Annotated in this window: 16 protein-coding genes; 10 read left to right on the top strand and 6 right to left on the bottom strand. The window is 38.0% G+C overall.

Annotated elements, in window-relative coordinates:
* Positions 1–180: 180 nt before the first annotated feature.
* The gene (locus FTU02_RS01515) at positions 181–1,224 is read left to right on the top strand and encodes a nitronate monooxygenase family protein (protein ID WP_180155437.1); all 1,044 of its coding nucleotides are present in this window, start codon (positions 181–183) and stop codon (positions 1,222–1,224) included.
* Positions 1,225–1,379: 155 nt separating this feature from the next.
* Here the strand turns inward: FTU02_RS01515 and dusB are convergent, their stop codons facing one another.
* Complete coding sequence (dusB, locus tag FTU02_RS01510) at positions 1,380–2,384, bottom strand: tRNA dihydrouridine synthase DusB (protein ID WP_265734189.1); 1,005 nt, start codon at positions 2,382–2,384, stop codon at positions 1,380–1,382.
* Between the two features lie 475 nt (positions 2,385–2,859).
* Between dusB and FTU02_RS01505 the strand changes: the two genes are divergently transcribed.
* Positions 2,860–3,234 (top strand): hypothetical protein, encoded by a 375-nt coding sequence (locus FTU02_RS01505; protein WP_180074098.1) that lies wholly within the window; start codon positions 2,860–2,862, stop codon positions 3,232–3,234.
* Positions 3,235–3,549: 315 nt separating this feature from the next.
* The gene (locus tag FTU02_RS01500) at positions 3,550–3,720 is read left to right on the top strand and encodes a hypothetical protein (RefSeq protein ID WP_168377461.1); all 171 of its coding nucleotides are present in this window, start codon (positions 3,550–3,552) and stop codon (positions 3,718–3,720) included.
* Positions 3,721–3,811: 91 nt separating this feature from the next.
* Here FTU02_RS01500 and FTU02_RS01495 read toward each other — a convergent pair whose 3' ends face one another.
* Together FTU02_RS01495 and FTU02_RS01490 are read right to left on the bottom strand one after the other, a co-directional pair.
* Positions 3,812–4,027 (bottom strand): acyl-CoA thioesterase, encoded by a 216-nt coding sequence (locus FTU02_RS01495; protein ID WP_249748744.1) that lies wholly within the window; start codon positions 4,025–4,027, stop codon positions 3,812–3,814.
* Positions 4,028–4,142: 115 nt separating this feature from the next.
* On the bottom strand, positions 4,143–4,325 hold the full coding sequence (locus tag FTU02_RS01490; RefSeq protein ID WP_180155435.1) for a hypothetical protein: 183 nt from the start codon (positions 4,323–4,325) through the stop codon (positions 4,143–4,145).
* 276 nt (positions 4,326–4,601) lie between these two features.
* On the opposite strand from FTU02_RS01490, the gene FTU02_RS01485 reads away from it, so the two are divergent.
* The 3 genes from FTU02_RS01485 to FTU02_RS01475 all read left to right on the top strand — a co-directional run bounded on the left by FTU02_RS01485 (position 4,602) and on the right by FTU02_RS01475 (position 6,783).
* Positions 4,602–5,807, top strand: a complete 1,206-nt coding sequence (locus tag FTU02_RS01485; RefSeq protein WP_180155433.1) for a DUF1615 domain-containing protein — start codon at positions 4,602–4,604, stop codon at positions 5,805–5,807.
* A complete protein-coding gene (locus FTU02_RS01480) occupies positions 5,774–6,403 on the top strand; it encodes an HAD-IB family hydrolase (RefSeq protein ID WP_180155431.1) in 630 nt (209 codons plus the stop codon). The genes FTU02_RS01485 and FTU02_RS01480 overlap by 34 nt, the downstream gene beginning before the upstream one ends.
* A gap of 176 nt (positions 6,404–6,579) precedes the next feature.
* Positions 6,580–6,783: a hypothetical protein gene (locus tag FTU02_RS01475; protein ID WP_180155429.1), complete on the top strand. Its 204-nt coding sequence runs from the start codon at positions 6,580–6,582 to the stop codon at positions 6,781–6,783.
* Between the two features lie 84 nt (positions 6,784–6,867).
* Here FTU02_RS01475 and FTU02_RS01470 read toward each other — a convergent pair whose 3' ends face one another.
* Both FTU02_RS01470 and FTU02_RS01465 read right to left on the bottom strand, forming a co-directional pair.
* On the bottom strand, positions 6,868–7,962 hold the full coding sequence (locus FTU02_RS01470) for an acyl-CoA desaturase (RefSeq protein ID WP_180155427.1): 1,095 nt from the start codon (positions 7,960–7,962) through the stop codon (positions 6,868–6,870).
* 12 nt (positions 7,963–7,974) lie between these two features.
* Positions 7,975–9,042 carry a ferredoxin reductase gene (locus FTU02_RS01465; RefSeq protein WP_180155426.1) on the bottom strand — a complete coding sequence of 356 codons (1,068 nt, stop codon included), beginning with the start codon at positions 9,040–9,042 and terminating at the stop codon, positions 7,975–7,977.
* A 168-nt stretch (positions 9,043–9,210) separates the two neighbouring features.
* On the opposite strand from FTU02_RS01465, the gene fabR reads away from it, so the two are divergent.
* Positions 9,211–9,885, top strand: coding sequence for an HTH-type transcriptional repressor FabR (gene fabR / locus FTU02_RS01460; RefSeq protein ID WP_372491111.1), 675 nt, complete (start codon positions 9,211–9,213; stop codon positions 9,883–9,885).
* A 30-nt stretch (positions 9,886–9,915) separates the two neighbouring features.
* On the opposite strand, the gene FTU02_RS01455 is transcribed toward fabR, so the two are convergent.
* The gene (locus FTU02_RS01455; protein ID WP_180155424.1) at positions 9,916–10,590 is read right to left on the bottom strand and encodes a response regulator transcription factor; all 675 of its coding nucleotides are present in this window, start codon (positions 10,588–10,590) and stop codon (positions 9,916–9,918) included.
* A gap of 580 nt (positions 10,591–11,170) precedes the next feature.
* On the opposite strand from FTU02_RS01455, the gene FTU02_RS01450 reads away from it, so the two are divergent.
* The 3 genes from FTU02_RS01450 to FTU02_RS01440 all read left to right on the top strand — a co-directional run bounded on the left by FTU02_RS01450 (position 11,171) and on the right by FTU02_RS01440 (position 13,223).
* On the top strand, positions 11,171–11,488 hold the full coding sequence (locus tag FTU02_RS01450; RefSeq protein ID WP_257232735.1) for a hypothetical protein: 318 nt from the start codon (positions 11,171–11,173) through the stop codon (positions 11,486–11,488).
* 212 nt (positions 11,489–11,700) lie between these two features.
* The gene (locus FTU02_RS01445) at positions 11,701–12,204 is read left to right on the top strand and encodes a spore coat protein U domain-containing protein (RefSeq protein ID WP_180155420.1); all 504 of its coding nucleotides are present in this window, start codon (positions 11,701–11,703) and stop codon (positions 12,202–12,204) included.
* Positions 12,205–12,494: 290 nt separating this feature from the next.
* Positions 12,495–13,223: a molecular chaperone gene (locus tag FTU02_RS01440; protein ID WP_180064248.1), complete on the top strand. Its 729-nt coding sequence runs from the start codon at positions 12,495–12,497 to the stop codon at positions 13,221–13,223.
* Positions 13,224–13,226 lie beyond the last annotated feature (3 nt).

Here is a 13,226-nt window from a genome sequence, read left to right as displayed (position 1 = left end):
TATTTTAAAAGGATCCACCTCAAAAGTCGGGTCATACATCATTACTACGACACGAGGTGTCGCTTAATTTCAAGTACAACTTTCGTGTAAGCATAAGACCATTTTGATAAGAAATAACGAATATTATTTGCTTAATTTCACTCGCTTGGGCAAAGTATTTAGAGTGATTGGAGTATGCACATGACTTTATTAGAAAAACTTGGCATCAAACACCCTATATTTCTTGCCCCAATGGCAGGTGTTTCTACACCTGAACTTGCTGCAGAAGTGTCAAATCAAGGTGGACTTGGTTCACTGGGTTTAGGTGCAAGCAGTGTTGAGAATGCACGTCAACAAATATTACAAACTCAAGAACTCACTGAACAACCTTTTCAGGTCAATTTTTTTTGTCATGACACAGTAGAACTCGATGAACAAGTTGCTGCCAAATGGATCATGCAATTTAAATCACGCTTTGCTCAATATAATGCAGAAGCTCCAGAAGCACTGAACTGTATTTATCCAAGCTTTAAAGACAATGACCATTTTCTAAACCTCGTACTGGAAACGCGCCCTAAAGCGGTAAGCTTCCATTTTGGTATTCCACATCCACATCAAATCCAAGCCTTGAAACAAGCGGGTATTTTGACTCTAGTTTCTGCAACCAACTTAGCAGAAGCTAAACTGATCGAAGCTGCAGGCATTGATATCGTGATTGCTCAAGGTATTGAAGCTGGTGGTCACCGTGGCATTTTCAATGAAAACTTTGATAGTAGCGTTAAGACACGTGACTTGGTTCAGCTCTTGAAACGCCATATTCAATGTCCAGTCGTTGCGGCTGGTGGTATTATGAATGGACATCAGGCCTATCAAATTATGGAGTTAGGTGCAGATGCTGTTCAATTGGGCACTGCTTTTGTGCAATGCAAAACATCAAATGCCAATGAAGCTTATCGCAAAGCATTATTTGATGCACCCATCACGCAGATTACATCAAGTATTTCAGGCCGCCCTGCTCGTGGCATTATCAATAACTGGCACACAGATATTGACACACCGACTCGCTCGACCGTCCCGGCTTACCCATATAGCTATGATTTAGGCAAACAATTACATGCCGCTGCTAGCAAGCATGGTGTACATGAATATGGTGCTTTTTGGGCGGGAACCAACGTCTCTCAAATACGTGAATTGGAAGCACCTGACTTGATCAATCAATTGGTTTTAGAAATGCGCTTTAACTAATACTTAGCTCAACGCGTCATTCAATCATGAATGCCTACAATAAAGCCCTCAACATTGAGGGCTTTTTATTATCTACATATTTCAAATCAATCTAACTAGCTTAAATCGACTTACTTTGTATCACATTGCACAGATCTATTTCGTTTGGCTTTAAATTATTTGGTTTCAAGCAAGTTGACCTGATCAACTTGAACATCACTCATGATCTGACCATGATCAAGTAAGTGATTAAAATAGTTCTCGACGACTTTATATTGATCTGCTGTAGATTCAACTTTATACATATTTTGGCGGAACTCATTACTAGAGCGTAAACCCTTGGTGTACCAAGCAATATGTTTGCGTGAAATTCGACAACCTGAATATTCACCATAAAAACCGTATAACTCAGATAAATGTCCGAGCAATACGTCACGGACTTCCATAATACTTGGTGCCGCCATATGCTCACCCGTCGTCAGGTAATGTCCTATTTCACGGAATATCCATGGGCGACCTTGAGCTGCACGGCCAATCATGACTGCATCGGCACCGGTATAATCCAATACATATTTAGCTTTTTCAGGTGTATCAATATCACCATTGGCAATCACAGGAATATTGATCAACGATTTCACATCTTTAATTAAGCTATAACGCGCCGTATTCAGATACATATCTTCACGTGTACGACCGTGAAGCGCCAATGCAGCAATGCCAGCTTCTTCGGCACGCTTCGCAACGCGCATAATGTTTTCATGACCATTGAGATAGCCCAAACGGGTTTTTAAGGTCACAGGCACATCAACTGCTTCGACCACAGCATCTAAAATACGAGCCACCAAGTCTTCATCTTTGAGTAGCGCTGAACCTGCCAATTTATTACAGACTTTCTTCGCTGGACACCCCATATTAATGTCGACAATTTGCGCACCATTTGCCACTTGATAGCGTGCAGCTTCAGCCAGTTCAGCTGGATCTGACCCTGCAATTTGAGCAGAAATAGGCGCTATTTCACCATCAAAATTGGCACGATAAAGACTCTTTTTACTCATGCGTAAGGTCTTATCTGCCGTCATCATTTCACTGACAGCATGACCTGCGCCAAAGTATTTGCAAAGGGTACGAAATGGGCGATCTGTAACCCCTGCCATAGGTGCCACCCACAGTTTTCTTTCGATGGGACGATCGAATAATTCTTGAATGACAGGATGTTGACTCAATGTTTTAACCTCTAGCTATATTTAGCAAATGATGCCTGAACCAGATTCGAAATCTTCCAAGCCACTTTTAACAATGCTAAATTCAAATGTATATTCGCAAAATCTGTTGAGCGAAAAAACGTTTCATGGCAATGATTATGCAATTGAATGATGACAATGAACATCAACATCGTTCAACGCTTAAATTGAGGAATTTGAAGCTTCGGAATTGGACGGCAAATTTGCAATGCGATAGTTTAGTAATTCCAAACAAAAATTTCTACGCTTTTGCTTAAGAGTCGTTGAAAGTTATGAATATACCTTCTAGCTAACACACTATCGATTCAACATCAGACTTTCAGCAGATCTGCCTGTACAGGTGTTACTATAGAGGGATACTGCTAAAATCATTGAAAACTTAAATCTATAAATTCACATCAGTGAGTTGAACTTTATGAAAAAATTGAAAATTCTCTCTTTTATATTTTTCGCTACTTTTCTGACTGCCTGCCAACAACCCAATGACGAGGTGGCTGCAGCTGAAAGCCAAAACGCTGATTTAACAACGGAACAAGCGACTCAACAATTTGAGCAGTCAGATGCGCAAATCAGTCAATACCTTGATGTTTTAGATGCCCCAAGCACATCTATCAAGGAAAAAACACAAGTCTTATGTCATGACTACCCTCATGAATATAAAACTAACTACATGCCTGCCATGCTCAAACTCGCAGCCCAAGACTATACTCAAGATAAAATGTTGAATGATTTGAAGATTGCACAGGACTATTACAAAGAAAAACTCAAAATTGAATGCCCTGCTGAATAACCTCCGTTTCATCATGGCGTCATAATTGTGCGATAAATTGTTATTAAGCGAAAAGTGTGTAAGTTTCGCTGTAATAACAACGTAAAATACACTTCCCGATTTATTCGGGTTTTTCTTTTTTTAAAGTCTTTAAAATATTAAACGATATTTGAATGACACATATTATTTTGTGATGGATTTCAAGCCATTGATTTATTGTGATAAATTTTTCGTTAAAGTTCACAATCTAGCCACATAACAACCCATTTTAATTACACTTTTATCATGATTAATACATTAAGTTGTTTTTTCCAAAAATAGACTGAAGATTGAATCATGAAAACTTTAAATAAAGCACTTTTTGCTGCACTTATCTCTGCTGCTACTGCAACTACATTTGCTGCGGAAGAACAAAAAGTTGAAGCTGCTGCATCTGAAGCTCAAACAACTGAAGTTGCTCAAGACGCAACTGAAGCGGCTCCTGCTTCTGAAGCTGTTGCAAAATAATTGAGCAAAAATTTAAAAGCCAACAGTTTGTGGGTTTTTAAATTCACAGAAATTTTATGTTTGTCACAGTATACAATCACTTTGACATCTGTTATTTAAAATATAAACGTTGAATTTGTCGTGCCCGCCGGTTTAAACCTAATATTTCTTTTCTTTGCAAAATATCTTCTTCACAAAATCCCAAGCGCTGGATTAACTCAGGCATTGCTAAGTCTGCATGTTCGATCAACTCGGCATCTTGTTCAGTTGACCAAATAACTTTTGAAGCTGTTAATTTTTGCTGACGTTTTGACCTTCTCATTTGCATAGTATAAAAGACTTTTGGCTAATTCACAAAAAAGCCCACCCTAGGTGAGCTTTATGCAAAGACTGTTTATTCTTCATTTATATAGATTGAAATATTGATTCACTGTGCAATGACGTTAAAGATTTTCATCCTTTGTGATCATCACTGAGGTTAAAATTGGAACTGCAAAACAAGTTAGTAAGAGTAAGATCCAATATTCCACTATTGGTTTAGCCACAACAAAGTTTATAACGATTGCCCCCAATACCATAACTAACGCAATCAAACCTAAGAAACGACTGAAAAATTTAGCAGGCATAACAATCCCCTTAAAAAATTATGGATTTCAGCTAGTATATACCTTCATTTTTTATAATCTGTTGAAAATGATATTGGAATATTCATCTATTTAGCTCAAAAAGCATTCTTTTTCCAATCATCCTGACAGAACTGCTTGTTTTTACACGCGTAGATCTCCATAAATAGATTGACAGTCCCCTATGAGGCATATACATATTTATTCATTACTTATGTATTTTGCATAGTATACTGCTCCTGCTTTGTCGCCCCCATATGGCTGAGTTTATTGGAAAATATGAACAAAACTTTTTCGACCACATTATGCTTTAAATCCCTTTCTGTACTGGCTTTATCCATTGGCTTGGCTGCTTGTGGTAATGGTTCATGGTGGAGCAAAGATGAACCCACTATGGAAGCGGAACAGATTAAAAAAGCCATTCCACCTCGCGTGAATGAACGTCTGTCATGGGCCAATGATATCTACGACATTAGTGATCAGCTCGGTATTCCAACCACGAAAGAAAATGTCTGTACGATTGTTGCTGTGGTCGATCAAGAGTCCAATTTTGTTGCTGATCCGCATGTGCCGGGGCTCGGTGAAAAAGCCGTTAAAGAAGTTCAAGATCGTCTTGAAGAAAAGTTTAAAGATAAATTGGGTGATGGCATCGGTGGTACAGTCGCTGGCTATTTCCAAGATGTATTAAAAAATCAACCGAGTCCAGAAGATAACTATCTCAGCCAAATGCGCCGTGTTCAAACTGAACGTGAGCTAGACGAGCTATATCGTGAAATTTTTGACTATATGTCTAAACACTATCACGTGAGTGCGTTAACAGGCGCGGCGAAACTGGTTGGACAAGATATTGGTGAAAAGCTCAACCCCATTACTACTTTGGGTTCGATGCAAGTCCATATAGGCTATGCCAAAGACCACAAACGCCAAGGTGGAAATATTGCTGCTCTACGTACTGACATGTATAGCCAATATGGCGGTTTGTATTATGGCATCCACCGTTTAATGATGTATCCGGCTGAATATGACAAACCGATTTATCGTTTTGCAGATTATAACTCGGGTCGTTATTCGAGTCGTAATGCGGCATTCCAAAGCATGTTGAATGACTTAACCCCTGCTGAGCTCGGTTTAGATGGTGACCTCTTACTTTATAATAAAGATGGTTCTCCACGTTCAGCTAAAAGCCAATCGGAAACCGCGCTGATTGCCGTTTTTGCAGAAAACAATGTGATTGCGACTCCACGTCAAATTCGTTCAGATCTTAAAAAAGAAAAAGATCAGGACTTCGAAGATACTTTGACGTATAAAGCGGTCAAAAAGTTGTACCAAGCAAAGACTGGTAAAGAACCGTTTTATGCCATGATGCCTGAAGTCGTAATTTCTGGGCCGAAATTAAGCCGTGATTACAATACCAATTGGTTTGCCACACGAGTCGATGGACGTTATCAAACATGCATGCGCCGCATCAAAAACCTAAAACTTTAGCCTTATTTGATTTTGACGGAACCCTGTGTAATAAAGACAGTTTTACAGGGTTCATCTTCTATTCCCTGCCTAAAAGGCATATCGTGCGCCAAGGGATTAAAATTCTCCCTTGGATTCAAGGCTATTATCTCAAGCTATATCCTGCACATGCAATGCGTCCTCGCCTATATGCCGCAATGTTTAGCCAAGCCAATCATGAGCACATTTTAAATCAAGCAGCGCAATATGCTGAACATTTGATGGCAGAACTCAATCCTTCACTGTATGAACAATTACAGCAACACCAAAAACGCGGTCATGAAGTCGTATTGGTTTCTGCATCCGTCGATTTATATCTTAAACCTGTGGCCAAAAAGCTCGGGGTCAAACTGATTTGTACCGAAACAGCAGCCAATGACCAAATACTGACTGGTTTGTATGAAACCTTAGACTGTAGTGGTGAGCAAAAGAAAATTCGAGTTTTGGAGCAATTTAACCTTCAAGACTATGAGCATGTTTATGCCTATGGAAATAGCGATGAAGACCTCGCCATGTTTGAATTGGCCACCCACCATTTCATGAATGGAAAGGATAAACGCCTACCTGAACTCGACTAAAGTCGAGTGATTTAGTTTGGTTTATTAATCAAAGTTAACAATCACAAACTTAAATTTAAGTCGCTCTAATATATGATTAAATTTTGAAAATTCTGCTTTTATTTTGACTTTATAGTGTGCTATTTTTCTCATTAATTAGAAATAATGCGGTCAAATATTAAAAGCGGGAAAAGAATATGAATCAATTCAATCCACCGAAATATGTCAAAGGCCTCCATATTAAATTTGGCGAAAATCCATTTGTTCTCCTTGCTCAATTTGCCTTCTCAGCCACTCGCCAGATGTGGACGAAAGAAGAAATTGAATTGGTCATTCGTATAGCTAAAAAAGGAAATTATATGAATTTGATTAAGATCCTCAATTTACATATCAAAAAGTGAAGTAAATATTTCCCCCAAAGTTAATATAAAAAAGCCATGCAAATGCATGGCTTTTTTGATCCAGTAACTCAAGTGCAGCTTTTATTACTTTTTAAATGGAAACGCATATTTCACAATACGTTTTAGTACACTGCCGTACTGTTTCACTAAACTTGCGTTGTTATAGTTCAAACCATATTTTTCACATACGGCCTGTACTTTTGGCGCCATTTTACGATAACGACGCGCAGGAACATCTGGGTATAAATGGTGTTCGATCTGATGGCTTAAATGCCCTGTCAAAATATGAAATGCTTCTGAACCGGTAAGGTTTGAAGAACCACGAATTTGGCGCATGTACCAATGTCCACGACTTTCATTTTCAAGTACTTTTTTCGGGAAAACTTCAACATCTTTGGTAAAGTGACCACAGAAAATAATACTAAACGTCCAAATATTACGAAGACCATTTGCCACTAGGTTCCCTGTAAGCACCGGTAATGCTGCAGGCCCTGCAATAAGCGGGAAGAACACATAGTCTTTAAATAATTGCTTGCCGATTTTGGCTTGCATTGGCTTCCATTCTTCTTTGGTCTGCTGTTTTGTTTTGCGACCTTTAAAGTATTTACCCAATTCAAGGTTTTGAATGGCAACACCCCATTGGAACAATAAGCAAAATGGAATGCTATAAATCGGTTGTAATAGATAGCCCGGCTTCCAACGCTGTTCTGGGAACAAACGGACTAGACCATAACCAATATCATCATCCATGCCTTTAATATTGGTATAGGTATGATGTTTAAAATTATGTGTTTGGCGCCAGTTATCTGCTGTCCCCACGATATCCCATTCATAGGTCTGACCATTGAATTTAGGGTCATTCATCCAGTCATATTGACCATGCATGACATTATGACCCAATTCCATGTTTTCCATGATTTTGGCAAAACCTAAAAGACCTGTGCCTATAATCCACGCTGGTGGGAACCAACCTGCAAACAATAAAGCACGACCTGCCATAGATGAATAACGAACTGTCGAATACACTCGGCGAATGTATTTCGCGTCTTTTTCACCTAAGTCATCTAAAACTTCTTGCTTAATGGCATCAAGCTCACGAGCAAGTTCGTTTAACTGCGATTGGGTTAACTCACGGTTTTTTGGATTTTTAAAATATTCAATTTTTACAGGCATGTTCATATTTTTTCTACCTTATAAATCAATAACAAGATCTGACTGTGCTGAGTTCACACAAATTTTGAGTAAATTACCCGGCTCTGTATTTTGGCTACCATTGACCATATTTTTAGTCGAACCTTCTACTTTGTTACAGGCACATTTATTACAAATGCCCATACGGCAACCGTGATTAGGTTTGATATTTTGCTGCTCAAGACTTGCTAGAATTGATTGGCCTTTTGGAATACTGACGGTTTTATTGGATTGCGTAAGCGTGACATTCACAAAGCCAATATCATCCGTTGCGATTGGACTCATGCTAAATGCTTCACTCATAAAGCACTGTGCATGATCAAATAACGCTTCGGCCTGAGTGACGAAACCCGATGGACCACATGCAAACACAGTACTGTGCTCAATGTCGTCAATTTGAGCAGCGTGAGCGGCATTTAATCGTGGATCGGCAACATCTTCTTGGGTAAAGAAAATTTGAAATTTAAAGTTTGGATATTGATTTGCCAAAGCTTCGAAGCGTAATTTGAATGCGGCATCATCGTGATACTTAACCCAGTACATTAACTGAATTGGTTGCTCCGCAATTTGCTTGGTTTTGCTCATCGCTTTCAATAAACTCAACATAGGCGTAATACCACTACCCGCAGCCAATAGTAGCAACGGTGTAGAATTTGACACCAAGGTCATATCACCAAAAGGCTGACCAAATTCTAAGATATCACCCACTTGCGCTTGTTCTACGAGCCAAGTACTCACAATACCCGTATTCACTTTTTTTACACTAAGCAATACGTGTTGATCATCTAACTGAGTCAAACTATAAGTACGTTCGTAACGGATACCATTTACGCGAGCAAAAACAGGATGATGCTGACCAGCTTCGCCAATTTTAAATAAACGGTTCACCTGTATGGTTAGGCTGACCATCTCATTTGCTGCATTTTCTTTTTGTACAATTTTGCCGAGAGCCTGATTACCAGACCATAACGGATTAAATTTCTGCAACCAGAAATTTACCGTATTGACGTCTACAACACTGTCTTTAAGTGCGTTTAAAGGCTTTTTCGCTTTTTCGAGTACATGCATAATCAAATACAACTCATGGGAGGTTTTTAATTATTATACACATGTATATATATTTGTATATACGCTTGTGCATTTAATCGACATTTTCACAAAAGCTATTAGCAGACGCTATAATATGTTAATGTTTTTAATCTATTAAAAAATATGACTCAGTCTGCACAGACGAATATGGTTAACATGTACCAGGAAGAATTACATTCTGAAGCTGAAACTCCACTTGCAGTTCGCACTGTAGGTCGTAAAGCAACGATTACCAAGGAAGAACTGTTTCAGGCAGCGCTTAATTTAATTGGTCCACAAAAAAGTATTTCATCACTGAGTTTGCGTGAAGTTGCACGTGAAGCTGGCATTGCTCCAAATAGTTTTTATCGTCACTTCAAAGATATTGATGAATTAGCCATTGAGTTGATTGATCGAGCTGGTGGTGTGTTACGTCAAATTTTGCATGAAGCACGCCTTCAGGCATCACGCCAAAGCAGTATTATTCGTAGTTCAGTTGAAGTATTTATTCAGCAGCTAGATGCCGATGAAGGCAACTTAAGCCTTTTACTTCGTGAAGGCTATACTGGTTCGCATTCCTATAAAAATGCAGTTGAGCGTCAACTTAACTATTTCCAACAAGAATTAAGAGAAGATTTAATCGTCCTAGAACGTTTAAATCAAAGCAAGTTGGCTCATCCTGACATCGTGGCACGTGGTATTACCCAATTGGTGTTTAACATGGGTGCGAAAGTCATTGATCTACCGACAGAACAACGCAAAGAAGTTGCCGAACAAACCATGATTATGATTCGCATGATCTTAGAAGGTGCTCGCCATCTAGACGAAGCACAGATTCGTTAGCTTCAAAATTTTCAAAATGATCGGACTGAGTTAAATAATGCCCATTTTCTTAGCTGCGTTAATTGCTTTAGTCCGAGAATTTACTTCAAGTTTTTGATAAATATTTTTAATATGTACACCAACAGTATACTTTGAAATATTTAGTTCATCGCCTATTTCACGACTAGTCATACCATTAGCCACACAATTTAATATTTCAATTTGCCGTTGAGACATCTCAGCATGCTCTTTGCAATAATCTTGTGATTTTTCATGTAAAAGATGACCAAATTTTGTAAGTATCTTCTTTGCAATTGTCGGATCGATAATTGCTTCACCTTTTAACATTGTTCGAATGGCAAACATTAGCTCAAAATCATCTTTTTCTTTGAGCACATAGCCTGTTGCACCAACATTCAATGCATTATAAATCACCTCAAGTGTATTCCATGAGGAAAGGACCATAATTGGGATATTGCTTTCATTTTTCTGCCGTATATTTTGGATAAAGTCTATACCAGAGCCATCTGGCAAATTTAAATCCACCATCATGAATTTGACAGGCTTTGAAACACAAATATTTTTAGCAAATTCTATTGTTTGTGAGAATAAAATATCATTTTTTTCATAACCAAAACTTTCCAAAATATTGAAAATTCTAAGCTGATGAATAGGATCATCTTCTAATACCAACATTGGTTTTAGTAAGGGAGGCTCAAAATTCATTTTTGACCAATAATTAAAATTTATTTAATTATTTTCTTTAGAGCTTCTGATTTATATCCCTAGAATTGGGTATATTGAATATATTAAACTAATGAATTCAACCTATTATGATTTTTGTGTGACATAAGTTGCATTATAAATACTCAACCATACGTAATCTTGCAATGAATTCTTCTTCAATAGACACACTTTAAATTTCAAATGACTCATTTCAAATGAAATACCACAAATAGAGCAAACCGATTGATTAAACATAAATTCCAAAAGTAACTTCTTAAATTGTTTTAAAAATTATTATTTAACGTGATAAGTAGGGCTTTTTATTCAACAATACCTAAATTTAGGTATCGCTAAAACTGCATTGCAGCAGCATAGTTTCACTTACTATGAAATAAATTAAAGCTGACTGCTCATGCTCAAAATTAAAAATTTAGCTTTTTTAAGCGTAATACTCAGCTGCACGTTTACATTGAACAGCTATGCCGACAACTGCACCGTTACGGCGCCCGTCACAAATGTTAATTTAAATTACGCTCAAGCTGGGCGCGTATCTGCAAATTTTAAAAATTGTAAAATTCGAGTGCGCCCTTCTTTTCAATGGTCTAATCCCGCAGGCAATAATTCAGTCTTCCGTCTAGACGGCAAACCCGATGTTTATATTCAGGTCAGCTTCTTTTCCAGAATCGGAGGAGAATGGGATGGCAACTACCCTGTCGTAGGTGCATCAATGACTGCCGCAAATGCTTATGCAGATTTCAACAACTACATCAACAGCTCAAGCCAAATCAAAAATATGACCATGTATGCCGAGCTAGACTCTTCACAGTATAAAGATTTAGCCAAATACCCAGTCGGCACTTACAGAGCCAGCCTCACTTTCTCCGCGGCTGAATGGTAGCGCTGCGTCATTCAATATTAAATTTTCGGATTATTAGGTTTTATCCATTAGGCTGCTGATCCAACAATGCGTCGAATGAATTCAAAATACCTAAATTTAGTTATTCCCAAAAAACCATTCAAATTTAAACTTAATCATATATTTAACATTCTATAAATATATTTTTTTTATTCGCTATAAAAATGCAATTTTTTCATCGGGAGATTTAAAACATGAATTCATTACTAAAACTATCCAGCATTTTGTTGTTAAGCTCAGGGGCTTTAACTGCACATGCAGCTAGTCAGAGTGTCACAGTAAATTATACACTCACAGTACCTACGGCATGTACGCTTTCTAAAGCAGGTACCACAATTTCAAAGTCTATACCGGTTGATGGTACAACTGTAAACGAAACATTCGATGTTACTTGTAATGTTGACTATACCATTTCAGCGAAAGCAAAAAATGCTTCATCTGGTCAATTGAATATGTCAGTGCTTCAGAATAGTTCAGGCAGTTTAGCACTCCCTCAAATCCCTTATAATATTAATTTTTCAGCTCTAGGATTACCAGTCCCTGTGAATGATGCAGCTGGTTTAGTGGTTCCTTCTACTCCAATAGCAACTCCTAAAACGTATACATTATCTGCATCATCTCCAATCGTAACGGGTATGGTATCAACCTTACCGGCCGGCGATTACACAGATGAAGTCACCATTCAAATCGCCTATTAATTTATCTGATTAAGAAACATAAATTCATTTTATGTTTCTTAACTGCTGTTTAAACCATGTGACCGCTTCTAAATATCTTAACGAATCAACCTGTATTTAATCATGCCGGTTTTCAATTCAACGTCTGAATTTATGACTCAATAAAATTTTTGAAACTAGTTATTTAATCCATTTAACAGTCACATAGTGGAATTCCATTTATACATTCACCTACACGTTATTTATACGCCAGAAAACCGCTCCTGCTTTGTACAGCTTTGAGTCTAAATTATTTAGGGAAAAAATAATTAATGCCTGCTATCTTGAACAAAATATCTTGCCTGCTTGTTGCTTCAATGGGGGTATGCAGTTTCCCTGCATATGCTGAACTTTCTATTTATCCCATCAAACATTTTATCACTGGTGAGAATGGACAGCGCACAATCACCATGAACATTATTTCTTCCAATGAAGAACTGGCGAAAAACTATGAAGTCAATGTTTTTCGTTGGACACAGGATGAACAAGGACATGATATTTTAACCCCTGATTCAAGTTTAGCTGTCAATCCGCTTTCTTTTATGATTGAACCCAATACTAAACGTATTATTCGCATGGGTTTTAAACAACCTATTGCATCCATGCAGTTACAAGAAGAAGAAGCTTGGCGAATCATCTTCAGCCCTCTGCCTAATGCTGAAACAGCAAAGGGATTAAAATATGCCTATAGTTTTAATGTCCCGTTATTTGCCGGTACGAACTTTAAGCCTGAGATGTCTTTTCAGCTGGCGAAAAACAATAAAAATCAGCCTGTGCTGCTGGCAAAAAATTCAGGTACCGCCCATTTTCAAATCACGGGTTTCAAACTGCAGAATGCTGCGGGAAAAGAAATTTTTAATTCCCAAGAACTGAAGTATGTTTTGCCGCATAAACAAGTTGCATTTGATTTAAATACACTGGCTGTTAAGCCTGATTCAAACCTTAAACTTATTGTTCAAACAGCAGACTCTAAAACACTGCAATTTGATGTGTCGGAGTAATGA

The organism is Acinetobacter sp. YH12045 (assembly GCF_013419925.1).
Lineage (GTDB): Bacteria > Pseudomonadota > Gammaproteobacteria > Pseudomonadales > Moraxellaceae > Acinetobacter > Acinetobacter amyesii.
Note: the sequence above shows the minus strand (reverse complement) of the source record. Positions and strands in the feature narration are given on the sequence as shown.

Bases quoted from the DNA above. Each gene is read 5' to 3' on its own strand.
- FTU02_RS01470 (WP_180155427.1), bottom strand. From the start codon at position 7,962: ATGAACATGCCTGTAAAAATTGAATATTTTAAAAATCCAAAAAACCGT.
- FTU02_RS01515 (WP_180155437.1), top strand. From the start codon at position 181: ATGACTTTATTAGAAAAACTTGGCATCAAACACCCTATATTTCTTGCC.
- FTU02_RS01445 (WP_180155420.1), top strand. From the start codon at position 11,701: ATGAATTCATTACTAAAACTATCCAGCATTTTGTTGTTAAGCTCAGGG.
- FTU02_RS01490 (WP_180155435.1), bottom strand. From the start codon at position 4,325: ATGCCTGCTAAATTTTTCAGTCGTTTCTTAGGTTTGATTGCGTTAGTT.
- FTU02_RS01475 (WP_180155429.1), top strand. From the start codon at position 6,580: ATGAATCAATTCAATCCACCGAAATATGTCAAAGGCCTCCATATTAAA.
- FTU02_RS01440 (WP_180064248.1), top strand. From the start codon at position 12,495: ATGCCTGCTATCTTGAACAAAATATCTTGCCTGCTTGTTGCTTCAATG.
- FTU02_RS01485 (WP_180155433.1), top strand. From the start codon at position 4,602: ATGAACAAAACTTTTTCGACCACATTATGCTTTAAATCCCTTTCTGTA.
- FTU02_RS01455 (WP_180155424.1), bottom strand. From the start codon at position 10,590: ATGAATTTTGAGCCTCCCTTACTAAAACCAATGTTGGTATTAGAAGAT.
- FTU02_RS01465 (WP_180155426.1), bottom strand. From the start codon at position 9,042: ATGCATGTACTCGAAAAAGCGAAAAAGCCTTTAAACGCACTTAAAGAC.
- FTU02_RS01480 (WP_180155431.1), top strand. From the start codon at position 5,774: ATGCATGCGCCGCATCAAAAACCTAAAACTTTAGCCTTATTTGATTTT.
- FTU02_RS01505 (WP_180074098.1), top strand. From the start codon at position 2,860: ATGAAAAAATTGAAAATTCTCTCTTTTATATTTTTCGCTACTTTTCTG.
- fabR (WP_372491111.1), top strand. From the start codon at position 9,211: ATGGTTAACATGTACCAGGAAGAATTACATTCTGAAGCTGAAACTCCA.
- FTU02_RS01495 (WP_249748744.1), bottom strand. From the start codon at position 4,027: ATGCAAATGAGAAGGTCAAAACGTCAGCAAAAATTAACAGCTTCAAAA.
- FTU02_RS01500 (WP_168377461.1), top strand. From the start codon at position 3,550: ATGAAAACTTTAAATAAAGCACTTTTTGCTGCACTTATCTCTGCTGCT.